The sequence below is a fragment of the Pseudomonas sp. A34-9 genome, assembly GCF_029543085.1.
Lineage (GTDB): Bacteria > Pseudomonadota > Gammaproteobacteria > Pseudomonadales > Pseudomonadaceae > Aquipseudomonas.
The window spans coordinates 330,576-348,496 of sequence record NZ_CP119967.1; the positions used below are offsets into that span (position 1 = coordinate 330,576).

The window sequence follows — 17,921 nt, forward strand, 5'->3', positions numbered from 1 at the left end:
CAAGAGGAATTCCCTTCCGGATCTACTGCTCACGGCTCTTCCGATGTTTTTGCCTTTCGTTTTATTCAATCGCTCTCAGGGAATGCTTGAGAGCGATTCGATCCCTTGGCTTCAGGCCGGAGCTTTCCAATTGAGCATTCGCTGTTGCGCAACCTGCAGCAGGTCACAGCCATCCTGCGTCAGCAGATAGAGGGCGTGGGTGATGTGGGGGATGTCTTCGACGTCGGCTTGTTTGAAGTTGAGGCAGTAGAGGGTACGTAGCAGGTCGCTTGAAGCGCGCAGGCGCTGGACGGCGCATTCGAGGATGTCTTGCGGGTTGGCCTCGGTGTCGATGAGCAGAGGCTTGGTGTCGGTGAGGTTGGATTCGAGTGGGCGGTAGCGCTCGGTAGTGAATTGGTTCCATGTCTTCATTTTTTGATCCTCATATGCTTCAGGTGAAGCCACCACATCGTGACCAAGCGACAGGAGGCGACTGTGTTCGGGTTGGTCAACCGGTGAGGATCGTGCACATACCCGGCACACCCGAAGGTGTCCCAAACACAGTCACCATAAACTGCAGGCAAATGAGTGCCGGCAGCATACAGCGCATGCGTATACACGATCCAATCGGGTGACCAAGCCCGAGCCGCTGAATTGGCAGCGACAGCCACGACTATAGGTTCGCGCCCTCAAGTCGCGATAGGCGACAAAGAGTCTGGATGCGTAGGATCGGGACGAAGATTTCATCAGACATTCCCACCATTTTTTCATCGCTTTTAAACGTATCTGTTTATGCGTTAAAAAATTCAGCTGCCTCGTCGTCAGCGCTGTTGCGTAAAGCGCTCTGCTGTTTGCAGGCATCTAATCGGGCTCAGTTGTACGCCGATTGCGCTGGCCTCTGCTTGGCCACTTCAAGCAAGTCGCAACCATCCTGAACCAGTAAATAAAGCGCGTTAACGATGTTGGGAATGTCTTTCACATCAGCCTGTTTGAAACATAAGCAGTAGAGCGTTTCCAGCAAATCCCCGGCTGCGCGTAAACGCTGATCGGCGGCATTGATCAGGTCAGTCTGGCTGGAGTGGCTGTCGATAAGCAGTACCGGGTTTTCGCTGTAGGGGGGCGATAGCGGTTGATCATGGTGAGGCGTGTCCTGTTCGAAGGCGCTGGGGCGTGCCGGCGCAGTGTTTGCAGCCGCGCCGGCCACTATAGAAGGGCGTTTCTCTGTGGGACAAGACAGCCGTAATGGACAGCATTTGTAGGGGTTTTTCCGTGTTTTGAGGAAATGCCCTACGTGTTTTCGCAGCTTTTTCAGGCCAAAACCCTTAGGCGTAATAATTCCTACGTGATTGTCAGGCGATTCGCGGTAAACCGCTGTATCGTGCGCGCCAGAATCTGTAGGGCGTTTCCAAACGTCTGACACGCGCTTAAAGGGAATTAGGAATGCACTGGCTACGAATGGCCGCGATTTTATTGCTAGGGCTGAGCACCTGCCGTTTAACGATGGCCACTGACGTTGGCAATGCATGGGTGCTGGATCGTCTTGATCGCACTGATTGGCCGGAGGCGATCATCAGCCAGGCGAGCATGGACACGGCGTCGCGCGGTGAAGTCTTGATGTTCGCCAAAGCCCTGTTGGCCAGCGAAGCGCTGGATGAGGAAGGGCTTGAGCAGCGACTTGGTGTGCCCCACGTGCAACTGAAGTCGATTCGCCACGTTCGTGACGGGCTCTGGGAGGGGTTGTTGAGCACCTATCGCAACGCCAGTCAGAACTGTGATGAACAGCTGTTCTGCCCGCGTGTGCGCAGCGTCGCTGACCTGCGTCAGTTGGCGGCGGCGTTCACCGGCGACATCAGCCCCGCCCATGCGCTGTGGGCGAGCAAAAGCCAAAACATCCATGAGCAGATGCTGAATGAGCAACTGCGGGTGGCGGTGTTGCGCCCCTGATTTTTTAAGCTTGGTGGTGTGGCGGCTGGCCTCTTCGCGAGCAGGCTCGCTCCCACAGAGTCCCCCGGTGTTTGTGGCATCCGCTGTATCATTCCGAATCGATTTGGCCCCGACCTTTTCTCGACTCGCTGCGATCGCCCGCTAGGCTGTTGGCATGGCAGCAGTCAATGGAGTGACAGCGAATGCACAACACCCTGGAACAGGTTTTTGGTTTTCCACAGTTTCGACCCGGGCAAGAAACCGCGATCATCGCGGTGCTGGCCGGGCGCTCGGCGGCGGCGATTTTTCCCACCGGTTCCGGCAAGTCGATTTGTTATCAATTGCCGGCGCTGATGCTGCCGCACCTGACGTTGGTGGTCTCGCCGTTGCTGGCGTTGATGCAGGATCAACTGGCCTTTCTGCAACGTCACGGTATCTCGGCGGGCAGCATCGATTCGGCGCAGAGCCGCGATGATGCCAATGACGTGATGGCTCGCGCCCGTTCGGGTGAATTGAAGATTCTGATGATCTCGGTGGAGCGCTTGAAAAACGAGCGTTTTCGCAACTTTTTGCAGCAGGTACCGATCTCGTTACTAGTGGTCGACGAGGCGCACTGCATTTCGGAGTGGGGCCATAACTTCCGTCCCGATTATCTCAAGCTGCCGGACTACCAGCGCCAGTTCAATATCCCGCAGACCTTGCTGCTGACGGCGACGGCAACGCTGAAAGTCATCGCCGACATGCAGGCAAAATTTGCTATCGCCGCCGCCGATGTGGTGACCACCGGTTTCTATCGGCCCAACCTCAATCTGCTGGTGGAACCGGTACGCGGTCAGGACAAGCGGCGGCGTCTGGTGGAATGGATGGCCGCGCGGCCGGGGCAGCCGAGCATCGTCTACGTGACGCTGCAGAAAACCGCCGAGCACATCGCCGAACACCTTGAGCGCAATGGCATTCAGGCCGAGGCTTATCACGCTGGCCTGGCCCACGACAAACGCGAGGCGATTCAGAAACGCTTCATGGCCGGGCAGTCCAATTGCATCGTCGCGACGATCGCTTTCGGCATGGGCATCGACAAGAGCGACATCCGCAATGTGGTGCACTTCGACCTGCCAAAATCCATCGAAAACTACAGCCAGGAAATCGGTCGCGCAGGGCGTGACGGGCAGCCCTCGGACTGTCTGGTTCTGGCCAATCGTGACAGCCTCAACGTGCTGGAAAACTTCGTCTACGGTGATACGCCGGAGCGCGACGGCATTCGCTATGTACTCGATGAACTGAAGGCCTCGGCACCGGAAGGGCAGTGGGAGTTTCTGCTCGGGCCGCTGGCGGATCAGAGCAACATTCGCGCACTGCCGCTGAAGACATTGCTGGTGCAACTGGAACTGCGCGGCTTGATCGCGCCGCGCTACGCCTACTACGCCGAATACCGATTCAAATACCTGCTGGAACCCGAAGCGCTGCTTGAGCGCTTCGAAGGTGAACGCAGGGATTTCGTCGCTGCGATCATTCAGACCTCCGCGCGCGCGCGCACCTGGGCCACGGTGAATTTCGAGGCGATGTACTCGCAGTATTCGGCCGAGCGCAATCGAGTGGTGAAGGCGCTGGATTACTTTCAGGAAAAGGGCTGGGTCGAACTGGAAAGCAAGCAGATGACCGAGGTCTACAGCCTGCTGGATAGCGACTTTGACAGCGATGCCCTGAGCGCTGAGCTGCATGAGTATTTCACCCGGCATGAGCAGGCCGAAGTGGCGCGCATCCACGCGATGCTTGAAGTGTTCGCCAGCGAGCGCTGCCTGGGCTATCGCCTGGCCGAGTATTTCGGTGATCACAATGCGCCTGAGCAGTGCGGGCATTGCTCGGTGTGTCATGGCCAGGTTGCGCGGTTGCCGGCACCGCCGGAATTGCCAGTGCTTGTGGATAAAAATTTTGCGGCGTTGTGCGGCGATTTTATCCACAGGCATGAGCAGCACACCGGGATGATTCCAACGGCGGAGCGGCTGACGCGGTTTTTGTGCGGGATCAGCGTGCCGTTGTTCACCAAGCTCAAGGCGCGAGCGATTCCCGGGTTTGCGGCATTGGAAGAATATCCCTACGCCGAAGTCCGCAGCTGGATTCAAGAACACCTCTGAACCCTGTAGGAGCTGGCGCAGGCTGCGACCTTGTGACCCTGGTTTTTCAAGATCCAAAGCAAGATCAAAAGATCTCAGCCTGCGGCAGCTCCTACAGTTGCGGTATTCATTACGAGGGTTAAATCCATCCGCTGAATGTCGATCATCACGGTAATAAACTTCAAAAACCGTAGCGGGCTGACTATGGTTGAGGTCTGTCTTTGGATCGCCAACAAGAGAACAACATGAGCCAGACATCCTTCGATATTCAGCAGGCTGCGGTTATCGGTGCGGGCACCATGGGCCGGGGCATTGTCATGTGTCTGGCGAATGCCGGCGTGAACGTGCAGTGGGTGGATAACAATCCACAGATGCTTGAACAGGCCCTCGCCACCGTGGCCGAGACTTATGCTCACAACGTGCGGCAAGGCCGGATTGATCAGGCCGAGGCGGATGCACGTATCGCCCGGGTCAGTGCGGCGGCGGATTACGCGGCGATTCGCAACGTCGATCTGGTGATCGAAGCGGTGTACGAAAATCTTGAGCTGAAGCAAAAGATCTTCCGTGAGCTGGATGGCTTGCTCAAGCCTGAGGCATTGTTGGCGAGTAATACGTCAGCGCTGGACATTGATGCGATTGCTGCGGCGACGAGGCGTCCGGAGCAAGTGCTGGGTCTGCATTTTTTCAGCCCGGCGCACATCATGAAATTGCTGGAAATCGTTCGCGGTGCGCAGACTTCCGCGGTGGTGCTGGAAGCGGCGCTGGCGCTGGGCAAACGCATGGGCAAGGTCAGTGTGGTGTCGGGCAACTGCCACGGCTTTATCGGCAATCGCATGTTGCATCCGTATGTACTGGAGGCGCGCAAGATGTTGCTTGAAGGCGCTTATCCACAGCAGGTCGACGCGGCGCTGCAAGGTTTCGGTTTTGCCATGGGGCCGTTCCGCATGTACGACGTGGTCGGCATCGATCTGGAGTGGCGTGCGCGCGAATTGGCTGGCGAGGGTCAGGATGCGCCCGAGGTTCAGGTGGACAACCGCTTGTGCGAGATGGGCCGGTTTGGCCAGAAGTCCGGCAACGGTTATTACCATTACGAGCCGGGCAGTCGTCAGGCTGAGCACGATCCTGAGGTGGATACGCTGGTATTGCAGGTCAGCGAAGGGTTGGGCTTCCAGCGCCGCGAGATTGGTCCGGAGGAGATTCTGGAGCGCTGTCTGCTGGCACTGGTTAACGAAGGCGCGAAGATTTTGCAGGAGGGTATTGCCGAGTCTGCGCATGACATCGATCTGGTCTATCTGAATGGCTACGGCTTCCCGGCGGACAAGGGTGGGCCGATGGCCTGGGCGGATCAGCAGGGGCTGGCGGATATTCATCAGCGCTTGATGGCGCTGGAGACGCGGCAAGGCGATCAGTGGAAACCGGCTCGGTTAATTGGTGAGTTGGCGGCGCAGGAGAAGGGGTTTGCTCCGGTTTGAGGTTACAGCGAAAATCGATGTCCCCTCACCCCAGCCCTCTCCCACAGGAGAGGGGGCCGATTGGGGGATATTGGAGAAGTACATCGACTTGTACGAATTTTACTGAATCCATAATCGCTGCCGATCTTTCAGGTCGATGTATAACGCAACACACCTCGGTCAGTTCCCTCTCCCTCCGGGAGAGGACTAGGGTGAGGGCAAGCGGCCTCACTGAAAAACAGGAGAATCAGCCCAACCATGTCCACCCCTCAACGCACCGACTACCCTCACTTCCAGCCCATCACCACACGCTGGCACGACAACGACGCCTACGGTCACGTCAACAACGTCACCTACTACAGCTTCTTCGACACGGCGGTGAACACCTACCTGATTCAGGTCGGTGGTCTGGATATCCATGACGGCGAGGTGGTGGGGTTTGTGGTCAGTTCGGCGTGTGATTACTTCGCCTCGATCGCCTTTCCGGATCTGATCGAGATCGGTCTGCGGGTCGGCAAGTTGGGCAACAGTTCGGTGCAGTACGAATTGGCGGTGTTCAAGGTGGGTGAAAGCGAGGCCTGTGCGGCCGGGCGCTTCGTTCACGTATTCGTCGATAGGGCGAGTAATCAGCCAGTGCCGATTCCTGCCGAACTGCGGCAGGCACTGGAATACCTGGTGGTGTAAACGGCAAAAAAAATCGCAGCCCTCGGGCTGCGATTTTTGTTCAAGCCTTCGCCTCAACGATGGCGATAGTACTTGTGGTGCTTGCGGTGGCCATAGGCATGACCGCGACCACGGTGGTCGTCGCGGTAGTAGCGCCGATCATCATGACGACGGTCGTAACGACGACGGTCGTAACGACGATCGTCGTCATCGCTCTTGTTGCCCATGTAGTTACCCAGCGCGCCACCAGCGCCGCCGCCTGCTGCGGAGCCGATCAGGCTGCCGGTGGTGCCGCCCATGCTGCGGCCGACTACGTTACCGCCGGCTGCGCCCAGCGCACCACCGATGGCGGCTTCGCCACGGCTGCGTTTGTCGGCGCCGACCGCACTACCACCCGCGCCGCCCAGGGCCGCGCCGATGGTGGAACCTGTATTGCCGCCTAAAGACTGACCGACGACCGAGCCAAGAACCCCGCCCAATGCGCCGCCCACACCTGCTTCGGTGGTGCCGCCAGCAGACGCAAAGCCACTGACCAGGCCAAGGGACAACAAGAGAATCGAGGAGAACTTCATAGAGGAGCCTCAAAGGGATGACGGCGCCGATCCTGAGGCTGTGTAACAAGCGTGACAATCGAAATCCGACGAATAACACGACTTGTATACAATTGTGCAAGTTGCTGTTTTTTCAGCGGAACTTAACCGTTTTTTGCCGGTCTTTAGCTACTTCGGACAGGCCGCTTTTGTGAAAAAGCGGCCTTTTTTGTGGGCGTTTGAAAAGTGTTGAGTGCAGAGAAATCCGCTGAGTCGTCTACCGCTATCGCGAGCAGGCTCACTCCCACAGCGACCGCGTTTCTACAGATAGGACACGGTCAATTGTAGGAGTGAGCCTGCTCGCGATAGCAATAGTCCAGTCACCGCATCAAGCAGACTTGGCCATGATCAACCCAGTCTCACTCGCCGCCTCCAACCGAATCGCAATGAACTTCGACGTCGGCGTATGGCTGCCATCCCCGGTGCTTTCCAGCGGCACCAGCGGATTCACTTCCGGGTAATAAGCTGCCGCTTGTCCCGCCGGAATATCAAACGCCAGCAGCGTGAAGCCTTTAACGCGACGCTCGCGACCATCGTCCCATATCGAAACAATGTCTGCCTTCTGCCCCGGACGGAAGCCCAGGCGAATGATGTCGGCCTCGTTGGCGAACAGCACATCACGCTGGCCTTTGACCCCGCGATAACGGTCGTCGAGACCATAAATCGTGGTGTTGTACTGATCATGGGAGCGCATCGATTGCAGGATCAGGTCCGGCAGTTGCCCGGTGGCGCGGGTGCGTTCGTGCACCAAATCTTTGGGCAGCATGTTCGCGCGGAAATTGGCGCGGCCCGACGGCGTGTTCCACTTGCGCGCGCCAGCGCTGTTGCCGAGGTAGAAGCCGCCCGGGTTCTTGATCTTCTCGTTGAACTCCTTGAAGTTCGGGATGGTGTCGGCGATCAGTTCGCGGATGCGCCCGTAATCGGCCACCAGCCAGTTCCAGTCCACCGGTTTGCTGCCCAGTGTGGCGGCGGCGATGCCGGCGATGATCGATGGCTCCGAACGCATCTGGTTCGACAGCGGCTGCAACTGCCCGTTGGAGGCGTGGACCATGCTGAAGGAGTCTTCCACGGTGACCGCCTGCGGGCCTTCGGTCTGGATGTCGATGTCGGTCCGACCGAGGCACGGCAGGATCAGCGCATCTTTACCGTGCGCCAGGTGGCTGCGGTTGAGTTTGGTGCTGATCTGCACGGTCAGGTCGCAATTGCTCAGGGCTTCGAAGGTGCGTGGGCTGTCCGGTGTCGCCTGGGCGAAGTTACCGCCCAGACCGATAAAGACTTTGGCGCGACCCTCGGCCATCGCATGGATCGCCTCGACCACGTTGTGGCCGTTGTGACGCGGCACTTTGAACTGGAAGCGTCGCTCCAGCGAGTCAAGGAACGCCACCGGCGGACGCTCGTTGATACCCATCGTGCGGTCGCCCTGCACATTACTGTGGCCGCGCACCGGGCACAGGCCCGCGCCCGGCTTGCCGATGTTGCCGCGCAGCAGCATCAGGTTGGCGATTTCCTGGATGGTCGGCACCGAATGGCGATGCTGGGTGATGCCCATCGCCCAGCACATGATCACGTTCTTGCCTTTGGCGTACATGCGCGCGGCTTGCTCGATTTCGACGAGGGTCAGGCCGGATTGCTCGACGATCTGTTCCCACGGCGTGTCGTCGACGACCCCGAGGTACTCCAGCACGTTGGCGCTGTGGGCGTTGAGGAAGTCGTGATCGAACACGGCAGGTTCGCCCGCCTTCTGCGCATCGCGCTCCCACTGCAGAAGGAACTTGGCCATGCCGCGCAGCAGCGCCATGTCACCGCCGAGTGCCGGGCGGAAATACGCGGTGTTGGTCGGCTTGTCGCCGTTGGTGAGCATTTCGATCGGGTGCTGCGGATGCTGGAAACGCTCCAGACCACGTTCCTTCAACGGGTTGATGCACACCACCTGAGCGCCGCGTTTCACCGCTTCACGCAGGGGTTCGAGCATGCGTGGGTGGTTGGTGCCCGGGTTCTGGCCCCAGACGAAAATCGCATCGGCGTGCTCGAAGTCGTCAAAGGTCACGGTGCCTTTGCCGACGCCGACACTTTGCGCCAACGCTACGCCGCTGGCCTCGTGGCACATGTTCGAGCAGTCAGGGAAGTTATTGGTGCCGTAGGCGCGCACGAACAGCTGATACAGATAGGCCGCCTCGTTGCTGGCGCGACCCGAGGTGTAGAACTCGGCCAGATCCGGGCTCGGCAGGCTTTGCAGGTGCTTGGCGATCAGGGTGTAGGCGTCGTCCCAACTGATCGGCTTGTAACGATCGGTTTCGGCGTCGTAAGCCATCGGCTCGGTCAGACGGCCCTGATACTCCAGCCAGTAATCGCTCTGCTCCAGCAGCGAAGTGACGCTGTGCTTGGCGAAGAACCTGGCATCGACACGGCGCTTGGTTGCTTCCCAGTTCACCGCTTTGGCGCCGTTCTCGCAGAACTTGACCATGCCGCTTTCCGGCGAGTCGCCCCACGCACAACCCGGGCAGTCGAAGCCGCCGTTCTGGTTGGTCTTGAGCATCATGCGCAGGTTTTTCAGTGCGTTGTCGCTGGTCAACCAGGCCTGGGCCACACTGATCAGGGCACCCCAGCCGCCGGCGGCACCTTTGTAAGGCTTGTAGCGCGGGACAGGTTTCTGGTCGGCTTGATGATGTTGGCTCACGCTTGATTCTCCATCGCGGGGCTGTACACCCGCGGCGCACTTTTCTGCGGCAGGTGGATGAGATTGAGGTTGTGTCGACGGGCCCATTGCACGGCAAGGCCCGTGGGTGCGGACAGGCTGACCAAAGTCTGGATACCGGCGCGCAAGACTTTCTGGATCAGTTCGAGGCTGCAACGGCTGGTGACAATCGCCAGGCCGCCTTCTGTGGATATCTTTTGCCGGATCAGTCCGCCGATCAGCTTGTCGAGGGCGTTGTGCCGGCCGATGTCTTCGCGACCGAGCAGCAATTCGCCGCTGGCGTTCATGAACACCGCCGCGTGCACCGCACCGCAGTACTGGCCCAAAGGTTGAAATGCACTGATGCGCTGACGCAGACCGTCGAGCCATTCAATCGGCGGCAACGGCGCACCGGGCAGGACTTGCAGATCAGGTAACGCCTGCTCCACCGCTTCAACCCCGCACAATCCGCAACCGCTGGTGCCGGCCATTTGCCGGCGCTGCTGCTTGAGGTTCCAGAACGCGCGATTGGCGATGGTCACTTGCGCGTATTGCGCAGACCCGGCGCCTGTCAGTTGCAGGTCATAGATGTCGGTGGCATCGATGATGATGCCGCTGCCGAGGCTGAAGCCGACGATGAAATCTTCAAGGTCGGTCGGTGTCACCAGCATCACCGCTTGGCTGATGCCGTTATAGGCGATCGCCAACGCGACTTCCTCGGCCAGCGCGGTGCTGGCCGATTCCTTACGGGGTAAATCGCTGTAACTGTAGGTCTGGCTGGCGGCTGGCGCGGGCGTTTCGAGTGCAGGCGCCGCGCAGGCCGGGCGCTTGGCGTTCATGGCATCACCGACGGATTGATCAACGTTAAGACTAGGCGCGGCAAGTTGTCGCGTCTAATCGCTACTGTCGATCTATTGATAGATGCCGTCGATCAAGAGGCTGTTGGTGATTCTCGATACAGTGAGAAACAGGCTTCCGCCAGCGCGGAGCGTGGGGCGCCGCGACGCATGATCAGGCCCAGCGGGGCAACGGTCCGGGCGTCCTCGATTGGTTGCAGGCGCAGGTGATCGGTGAGTTTTTCCAGGCCACCGTCCAGCGGCATGATCGCGCAGCAAAAACCGCCGTGCACAGCTTGTAACAATTGATGCACGGCGTCGGTTTGCAGCAACGCTTGCGGGGTCAGGCCACGGCTGTGGAAGTTATGGTCGATGGACTGGCGAAAATGCATGCCGCTGGTGAGCATGCCCAACGGCAGTTCGATCAGCGATTGCCAGCTCAATGGGGCCTCGCCGAAGGTGAAGGTGCGCTGGTCGTAGAGCAGGCCCATGCGGGTTTCGTTGAAGGTCAGTGATTCGAAGCGTTCGTGGTCCAGACGATCAAGATAGGACACGCCGAGGTCTATGCGGTTGTTTGCCAGGTGTTCGAGGATCTGTTCGGAACTCAGCGCCGACATTTCGAAACGCAGATCCGGGTGTGCGGCATGCAGGCGTTGCATCAACGGCAGCGGATCGAAACTCGACAACGGCACCACGCCCAGTCGCAGCGTGCCGATCAGGTTGCCACGACACGCTGCCGCTTCCGCGTGCAAACCGTCATAGGCCGCCATCACCGAACGTGCCCAGGCCAGCACGCGCTCGCCCGGTGCGGTGAAGCCTTCGAAGCGCTGCCCTCGGTTGACCAGTGGCAGGTCGAGTTCTTCTTCGAGGCTGCGCAGACGCATCGACAGGGTGGGCTGGGTGATGTGGCAGCGCGCGGCGGCCTGGCCGAAGTGGCGGGTTTCGTCGAGGGCGATGAGGAATTTCAGTTGCTTGATGTCCATCTTCGCTCCGAAGCTTTGTTGGCGGGGTGGGCGATTCTACCGCTTGGGCAGAGACAGGGTCATTGGTCGGCTTGGAACCGGGTTTGTCCGGGGTGGTCTAGGCTTGGACGACTGAACCTTTATTCCATGGAGAGAACACGATGAGCCTTTTAAGTTTTGTGAAAGAAGCCGGTGAAAAGCTGCTCGATCTGCTGACCCCGGGCAATGCCAATGCCAGTGAGCAGTTGAAGGAACACATCAGCAAGGTCGGTCTGGGCAATCCGAATGTGCAGGCGACGGTGGATGGCGACAAAGTGACCGTCACCGGTGAAGTCGCGAGTCAGGAAGAGAAAGAGAAGATTCTGTTGGCAGTGGGCAACATTGCCGGCGTTGGCAGCGTGGATGATCAAATCACCGTGAGCGGGCCAGTTGTCACTGCCGCGCAATTTGTCGTGGTCAAGTCGGGTGACACCCTCAGCGCGATTTCACTGCGTGTGTACGGCGATGCCAACAAGTATCAGAAAATTTTCGACGCCAACAAGCCGATGCTCAAGGATGTGAACAAAATCTATCCAGGCCAGACACTGCGTATCCCTGAATAACCCGCAAGCCCTGTAGGGGCTGCCGCAGGCTGCGATCTTTTGATCTTTAAACTGCAAGATCAAAAGATCGCAGCCTGCGGCAGCTCCTACAGGGGATCAGAGGTTGGCGATCAGATTGCGGTAATCCTCGACGGCGGCAAACTCAGCTGTGTCCTTCGGCCCCTTGCGGCTGTCCGGCTCTTTCACCGCCAGCAAATGCGCCACACCAAAATCCCGCGCACTGCGCAGAATCGGCAAGGTATCGTCGATAAACAGACTGCGCGCCGGATCAAAGCCGATGTCCGCCTGCAAGGCATCCCAGAACTGCGGATTTTCCTTGGGATAACCGTAATCATGCGAGCTGATCAGCCGCTCGAAATAGGGCGCCAGTTCGACGCGTTCGAGCTTCAGCGACAGTGAGTCGCGGTGCGCGTTGGTGATCATGATCACCCGCTTGCCGGCGCGTTTGATCGCTTCCAGAAAGGTATCGGCATCCGGCCGCAAGGCAATCAGATGCGCAGTTTCCTGCTTCAATTCACGCACCGATAACTTCAGCTCGGCACTCCAGAAGTCCAGGCAATACCACTGCAACTGGCCGGCGTGGCGCTCGAACAGCGGCTGCAATTCCATCTCGGCCATGGCGCGGCTGACCCCGTGCAGTTCGGCGTAACGCTGGGGCAGGTGTTCCAGCCAGAAGTGATTGTCGAAGTGCAGATCCAGCAGCGTGCCGTCCATGTCCAGCAGAACGGTATCGATGTCGGACCACGGTAATGAAGGCATGGCAACGTCTCGAACGGTAGAAAGATATCCGACATAAACAATCGGGAAAGCCACGTTATAGTAGCGCGTTCACGCCAAGGAGCTTTGCATGCGCCAGAAACCCACCGTACTTGCCCGCGAGATCGTCGCCACCAGCCGTCTGTTTTGCGTCGAAGAACTCAAGCTGCGCTTTTCCAACGGCGTGGAACGCACTTACGAGCGTCTGGTCGGCAAAGGTGCGGGCTACGGCGCGGTGATGATCGTGGCGATGCTGGATGCTGAACACGCAGTGCTGGTCGAGGAATATTGCGGCGGTACCGATGAGTACGAACTGTCCTTGCCTAAAGGTTTGATCGAACCGGGCGAAGACGTATTGGCGGCAGCCGAGCGTGAACTCAAGGAAGAAGCCGGATTTGGCGCGCGACAACTGGAGCATCTGACCGAGCTGTCGCTGTCGCCCGGTTACATGAGCCAGAAGATTCAGGTCGTTCTGGCTACCGATTTGTACGAAGAACGGCTGGAGGGCGACGAGCCCGAGCCGATGCGCGTCGATAAGGTGAACCTGCGCGAATTGTCGTCGCTGGCGCTCAATCCGCAGTTTTCCGAGGGCCGCGCATTGGCAGCGCTGTACCTGACCCGTGACTTGCTGACCCAGCGCGGGTTCTTTCCAGCATGAGTGAGAGATCGATGAAGTTTGCCCACCCGTTGATGGCGCCGGTCGTAGAGCTGGCATTGCAGGCCGGCGAGGCGATTTTGCCGTTCTGGCGCGTTGGCGTTGAAGTCACCGCCAAGTCCGATGACTCGCCTGTGACGGCTGCGGATCTGGCCGCGCACCATCTGATCCTTGCCGGGCTGACGGCACTGGATCCGGACATTCCGGTGTTATCCGAAGAGGACGCCAACATCCCCCAAAGCGTGCGCGCCGGCTGGCAGCGCTGGTGGCTGGTGGATCCGCTGGACGGCACCAAAGAGTTCATCAGCGGCAGTGAAGAATTTACTGTCAATATCGCGCTCATCGAAAACGGTCGGGTGGTGTTTGGCGTGGTATCGATGCCGACCAACGGTCGTTATTACGTTGGCGGTGCCGGGCTTGGCGCTTGGCGTTGCGACAAGCGCGGCACGCCGGTTGCGATTCAGGTGCGCAATGTACCGGGGCCGGGCGAGGCGTTTACCGTGGTGGCCAGCCGTCGTCATTCGAGTCCCGAGCAGGAACGTTTGCTCGCCGGGTTGAGTGCGAGTCTGGGCGAGTTGCAATTGGCCAATATTGGCAGCTCGCTGAAATTCTGCCTGCTGGCTGAAGGCGCGGCGGATTGCTATCCGCGACTGGCGCCGACTTCGCAGTGGGACACGGCGGCGGCGCAGGGCGTGCTGGAAGGGGCGGGCGGTGAGGTGCTGGATTTACGCGGTGAAGCGTTCTGCTATCCGGCGCGGGAGTCGCTACTGAACGAGTTCTTTTTGGCGTTGCCGGCGAAGGCGGCCTGGCGTTCCAGATTGTTGGAGTTGGCCCGGGGTTAAGTGGGCTGATCGGCAATCGCCCTCACCCCAGCCCTCTACCCCAGGAGAGGGAGCCGATCGTGGGAGGTTGGAGAGTAGCGCCGACCTGGTCGAGCTTTGCTGAATCCATAATCGCTGCGATCTTTCAGGTCGATGTACAACGCAAGACACCTCGATCAGTCCCCTCTCCCTCTGGGAGAGGGTTAGGCGGGCGGCGTTCCGATGAGGGGCTCTTGATCTTCAACGGTGCAAAACGTACTGCCCGGTAAATGTCACGGCGTCTTCTTCGCTGCCCTGATTGACGATCTGCGTATTCAAAGCCAACCGCGCCCGCCCGTAACGCCGATACATCGCCAGAAACTTCTTCCACACCGCCGCATCCGGCGCCGGGCAAATCGCCACGGCATCTCCGGTGACGGGAAGCGGGTAACTGATCTGCCCCTCCTGAATCACAATGTGCCCGTCGGTGATGCCTTCTTCCTTCAAGCGCAAATGCAGCCAGCCCCACCCGGCCAGCACCGCGCCACAGTAAAGGCTGCCGCCGAACATGGTGCTCTTGTGATTGACGTTCGGCTCGAGTGGCAGATGCAGACTCAGTTGCTGTTCATGCCAGTCGAGCACCTTTAGGCCCATGTCTCGGGTCAGCGGGATGTCGTGATGCAAAACCGACTCAAGATAGGCGCTGTGGCTGATCATTCGTTCTCGTCCCCATGGCTGCTGTCGCCAAAATTGAGACCATGCTTGCGCAACTTGTCATGCAAGGTCTTGCGCGGAATACCCAAGGCTTCGGCGAGGCTGCGCACCGAACTGTGGGAGCGCGTCAGTTCGGCCGCGATCAACGACTTTTCAAAGTTTTCCACTTGCTCGCTGAGACCACCATTGATGACCTCGACCGTGGTGTTGCCGCTGCCTTCGGCCCCAGCGTTATCCAGCGCCAGTTCCAGGCCGAGGGCGAAACGTTCGGCGGCATTCTGCAGTTCGCGCACGTTGCCCGGCCAGGTGTGGCGCAGCAGCAAGGCACGTTGTGCCGGTTGCAATTCATGCGGCGGCAAACCATGGCGGGCGCTGGCTTCATCGGCGTAATGCTGGAACAGCACCAACGCATCTTCGCCACGTTCACGCAGTGGCGGAATGCGCAGTGGTGCGACATTGAGGCGGTAATACAAGTCGGCACGGAAGCGGCCTTGATCGGCGGCCTGACGCAGGTCTTCCTTGGTTGCGGCGATAACGCGGATGTCCAGCGGGATCAATTGATTGCCGCCCAGGCGCTCCACCACGCGCTCCTGCAGCATGCGCAACAACTTGACCTGCACGTCCATGCTCATGCTTTCGATTTCATCGAGAAACAGCGTGCCGCCATTGGCGAATTCGAACTTGCCGATCCGGCGCTTCTGCGCGCCGGTGAATGCGCCGGGTTCATGGCCGAACAGTTCGCTTTCCACCACCGACTCGGCCAGCGCGCCGGCGTTGATCGCCACGAACGGACCGTTACGGCGGCTCGACAAATCGTGCAGCGCGCGGGCGACGACTTCCTTGCCAGCGCCGGTTTCGCCGAGGATCAGCACGTCAGCCTTGGTCGCTGCAAGCGCGCCGATCTGTTCGCGCAGACGCAGCATCGGCGTCGAATGGCCAACCAGTCGCGCGCTCAGTTCATTTCGGTCGCTGAGGGCCAGGCGCAGACTGCGGTTGTCCAGCACCAGGCGACGCAGGGCGAGGGCGCGACGCACGCTGTCGAGCAGCGCATCGCTGGCGAAAGGTTTTTCGAGAAAGTCATAAGCGCCGGCACGCATGGCCTGCACCGCCAGCGGTACGTCGCCATGGCCGGTGATCAGCAGCACCGGCAGTTCCGGATCCTGCGCGTGCAATTCGCTGAGCAATTCCAGACCGTCCATACCCGGCATGCGAATGTCGCTCACCACCACGCCCGGCCAGTCACGTTCCAGCTGTGCCGCCAGCCCCTTGGCTTCGGACAGCGACAAGATTTTCAGACCGGCCAGATCCAGTGTCTGGCCGAGGGCCTGACGCAGGTGTGGATCGTCGTCGATCAACACCACCTGAATGCGATTGTCGATGGTCATGCACTTCGATCCTCGGACGGTTGCAGGCTGACCCCGGGTGCACCGGCGCGCAGCCGCAGGGTAATCAAGGCGCCACCTTGCTTGTGGTTGGCGAACGACAGTTCACCCCCGAAGGCGCGCATCAGCGTTTCACAAATGGCTAGCCCCAGCCCCAGACCCTGAGTGCGGGTCTTGGTGGTGTAAAAGGGCTCGCTGGCGCGGCCGAGGGCTTCCATGCAGAACCCCGGGCCGTTGTCGCGAATGTACAGATTGACGCCCTCGGTGGTGGATTCGGCACTCAGCCACAGTTTGCGCGGCGGGCCTTTTTCGGTGAGCGCGTCGAGGGCGTTGGCCAGCAGATTGCCGAGCACCTGGCGCAGGCGCGTTTCCCCGGCCTCGACCCACAGGGTGGCGGCCGGCAGATCGCGAATCAGCTCAACCTCCATGCTGCGGCGCCGTTTGGCGAGCAAGGCCAGCGCATCGTCGAGCGCCGGTTGCAGGGCAACGCTTTCCGGCGCGTGGCGATCGCGGCGGGCAAAAGCGCGCAGGTGGGCAATGATCGAGGCCATGCGCCCGGTCAGTTCGCTGATCAGTTTGAGGTTGCCGCGAGCGTCGTCGGTGCGCTGATGATCGAGCAGCACTTCGGCGTTTTCCGCGTAGCTGCGGATCGCTGCCAACGGCTGATTGAGTTCGTGGCTGATGCTCGCTGACATCGTCCCCAGCGCCGACAGTTTGCCGGCCTGGACCAGGTCATCCTGGGCACGCACCAGTTCCTGTTGGGCCTGTTCACGCTCCAGCACTTCTTCCTTCAAACGCCGGTTGAGGCCTTCGAGGTCGCTGGTGCGTTCCGCCACGCGGCCCTCCAGTTCGCGGCGTGCCTTGGCCTCGAACGCGATGCGCTCCAGATAATGCCGGCGACGCTGCATCAGCAGGCCGAGCAACAGCATGACCACCAGCAGCGTGGCGCCGCCGATGGCGACGACGGTACGCACCGGGCGATCAATCAGCGTACGCGGGGCAAGGATACTCACGCTCCAGCCGGTTTCGGCGATGTCGTGGGTCTGGATCAGCCACGCGCTGGGGCTGAGGTTCAATGGCCGCGGTTCACGGGTCGGGTAGGGCTGGATGGCGGTGATCGCTGAGCGTTCACTGTCGTTCAAATCGCGGGTCGAACGAAAGCGCCATTCCGGGCGCGAGGTGAGGATGACCACGCCATTGTGGTCGGTCACCAGCAGTTGTTCCGGGGTTTTGCCCCACAGGCTTTCGGTGTGGTCGAGGTCGACCTTGATCACCAGCACGCCGATGATTTTTTCGCCGTCGCGCACGGCGGCCGCGAAGAAGTAACCGCGCTTGGCAGACGTCGTGCCGAGGCCGAAGAAGCGTCCGAGGCGTCCGGCCATGGCTTCGCTGAAATACGGCCGGAACGAGAAATTGCGGCCGACAAAACTGTCGTGCTTGTCCCAGTTCGACGCTGCCAGGGTCTGGCCGCTGGTGTCCATCAGGTACATGACTTCGGCGCCGGTCTGCGCGGCAATGTTCTTCAGCAGGCGATTGGCATTGCCTTGGGTGACGCCGTCGTCCGGCGCGCCGAGTACCGCACGCAGCGCTGGCAGGTCGCCGAGGATTTGCGGCAACACTTCGTAGCGGTGCAGCGTGCCTAGCAGGTTGGCGACGTAGAGGTCGAGGGTCTGGCGGTTCTGCCCGGCCAGTTCGCTGCGGTAATAGCGCTCGGCGAGATGCTCCAGCGGCCACAGCAGCGGCGCCAGACACAGGGCCAGCAGGGCGAGGCTGCGCCAGCGGGGTCTGCGGGGAAGGGTTGGTTTCATGAGCCGGATGCGCCT

At 60.0% G+C, this 17,921-nt stretch carries 17 protein-coding genes; 7 read left to right on the forward strand and 10 right to left on the reverse strand.

Annotated elements, in window-relative coordinates:
• Window positions 1-111 precede the first annotated feature (111 nt).
• Together P3G59_RS01420 and P3G59_RS01425 are read right to left on the reverse strand one after the other, a co-directional pair.
• Complete coding sequence (locus P3G59_RS01420; RefSeq protein ID WP_277760169.1) at window positions 112-411, reverse strand: hypothetical protein; 300 nt, start codon at window positions 409-411, stop codon at window positions 112-114.
• Between the two features lie 439 nt (window positions 412-850).
• Window positions 851-1,075, reverse strand: a complete 225-nt coding sequence (locus P3G59_RS01425) for a hypothetical protein (protein ID WP_277762104.1) — start codon at window positions 1,073-1,075, stop codon at window positions 851-853.
• 344 nt (window positions 1,076-1,419) lie between these two features.
• On the opposite strand from P3G59_RS01425, the gene P3G59_RS01430 reads away from it, so the two are divergent.
• The 4 genes from P3G59_RS01430 to P3G59_RS01445 all read left to right on the forward strand — a co-directional run bounded on the left by P3G59_RS01430 (window position 1,420) and on the right by P3G59_RS01445 (window position 6,148).
• Window positions 1,420-1,923, forward strand: coding sequence for a polysaccharide deacetylase (locus P3G59_RS01430; protein WP_277760170.1), 504 nt, complete (start codon window positions 1,420-1,422; stop codon window positions 1,921-1,923).
• Window positions 1,924-2,105: 182 nt separating this feature from the next.
• Window positions 2,106-4,034 carry a RecQ family ATP-dependent DNA helicase gene (locus tag P3G59_RS01435; RefSeq protein WP_277760171.1) on the forward strand — a complete coding sequence of 643 codons (1,929 nt, stop codon included), beginning with the start codon at window positions 2,106-2,108 and terminating at the stop codon, window positions 4,032-4,034.
• A 224-nt stretch (window positions 4,035-4,258) separates the two neighbouring features.
• Window positions 4,259-5,485: a 3-hydroxyacyl-CoA dehydrogenase gene (locus P3G59_RS01440; RefSeq protein ID WP_277760172.1), complete on the forward strand. Its 1,227-nt coding sequence runs from the start codon at window positions 4,259-4,261 to the stop codon at window positions 5,483-5,485.
• 237 nt (window positions 5,486-5,722) lie between these two features.
• A complete protein-coding gene (locus tag P3G59_RS01445; protein ID WP_093429993.1) occupies window positions 5,723-6,148 on the forward strand; it encodes a thioesterase family protein in 426 nt (141 codons plus the stop codon).
• 53 nt (window positions 6,149-6,201) lie between these two features.
• Here the strand turns inward: P3G59_RS01445 and P3G59_RS01450 are convergent, their stop codons facing one another.
• From P3G59_RS01450 to P3G59_RS01465, 4 genes are all read right to left on the reverse strand, one after another.
• Window positions 6,202-6,699, reverse strand: a complete 498-nt coding sequence (locus tag P3G59_RS01450) for a glycine zipper domain-containing protein (protein ID WP_277760173.1) — start codon at window positions 6,697-6,699, stop codon at window positions 6,202-6,204.
• A 346-nt stretch (window positions 6,700-7,045) separates the two neighbouring features.
• Entirely contained in the window at window positions 7,046-9,394 is a 2,349-nt protein-coding gene (locus P3G59_RS01455) for an FdhF/YdeP family oxidoreductase (RefSeq protein WP_277760174.1), read from the reverse strand.
• Complete coding sequence (fdhD, locus tag P3G59_RS01460; protein WP_277760175.1) at window positions 9,391-10,230, reverse strand: formate dehydrogenase accessory sulfurtransferase FdhD; 840 nt, start codon at window positions 10,228-10,230, stop codon at window positions 9,391-9,393. Before fdhD ends, P3G59_RS01455 begins: the two co-directional genes overlap by 4 nt.
• A 92-nt stretch (window positions 10,231-10,322) precedes the next feature.
• Window positions 10,323-11,210, reverse strand: coding sequence for a LysR family transcriptional regulator (locus tag P3G59_RS01465; protein WP_277760176.1), 888 nt, complete (start codon window positions 11,208-11,210; stop codon window positions 10,323-10,325).
• Between the two features lie 140 nt (window positions 11,211-11,350).
• On the opposite strand from P3G59_RS01465, the gene lysM reads away from it, so the two are divergent.
• Complete coding sequence (gene lysM / locus P3G59_RS01470; RefSeq protein ID WP_064388966.1) at window positions 11,351-11,791, forward strand: peptidoglycan-binding protein LysM; 441 nt, start codon at window positions 11,351-11,353, stop codon at window positions 11,789-11,791.
• A 96-nt stretch (window positions 11,792-11,887) separates the two neighbouring features.
• Here lysM and yrfG read toward each other — a convergent pair whose 3' ends face one another.
• Entirely contained in the window at window positions 11,888-12,550 is a 663-nt protein-coding gene (gene yrfG, locus P3G59_RS01475) for a GMP/IMP nucleotidase (RefSeq protein ID WP_277760177.1), read from the reverse strand.
• A gap of 88 nt (window positions 12,551-12,638) precedes the next feature.
• Between yrfG and nudE the strand changes: the two genes are divergently transcribed.
• Together nudE and cysQ are read left to right on the forward strand one after the other, a co-directional pair.
• Window positions 12,639-13,205, forward strand: coding sequence for an ADP compounds hydrolase NudE (nudE, locus tag P3G59_RS01480; RefSeq protein WP_077570256.1), 567 nt, complete (start codon window positions 12,639-12,641; stop codon window positions 13,203-13,205).
• An 11-nt stretch (window positions 13,206-13,216) separates the two neighbouring features.
• Window positions 13,217-14,044, forward strand: a complete 828-nt coding sequence (cysQ, locus tag P3G59_RS01485) for a 3'(2'),5'-bisphosphate nucleotidase CysQ (RefSeq protein ID WP_277760178.1) — start codon at window positions 13,217-13,219, stop codon at window positions 14,042-14,044.
• 219 nt (window positions 14,045-14,263) lie between these two features.
• Here cysQ and P3G59_RS01490 read toward each other — a convergent pair whose 3' ends face one another.
• Genes P3G59_RS01490 through P3G59_RS01500 form a run of 3 tightly spaced genes read right to left on the reverse strand, consistent with a single transcriptional unit; the run spans window position 14,264 to window position 17,906 of the window.
• Window positions 14,264-14,719, reverse strand: coding sequence for a YiiD C-terminal domain-containing protein (locus P3G59_RS01490; protein ID WP_277760179.1), 456 nt, complete (start codon window positions 14,717-14,719; stop codon window positions 14,264-14,266).
• Window positions 14,716-16,101 carry a sigma-54 dependent transcriptional regulator gene (locus P3G59_RS01495; RefSeq protein WP_277760180.1) on the reverse strand — a complete coding sequence of 462 codons (1,386 nt, stop codon included), beginning with the start codon at window positions 16,099-16,101 and terminating at the stop codon, window positions 14,716-14,718. The genes P3G59_RS01490 and P3G59_RS01495 overlap by 4 nt, the downstream gene beginning before the upstream one ends.
• Window positions 16,098-17,906, reverse strand: a complete 1,809-nt coding sequence (locus tag P3G59_RS01500) for an ATP-binding protein (protein ID WP_277760181.1) — start codon at window positions 17,904-17,906, stop codon at window positions 16,098-16,100. The genes P3G59_RS01495 and P3G59_RS01500 overlap by 4 nt, the downstream gene beginning before the upstream one ends.
• Window positions 17,907-17,921 lie beyond the last annotated feature (15 nt).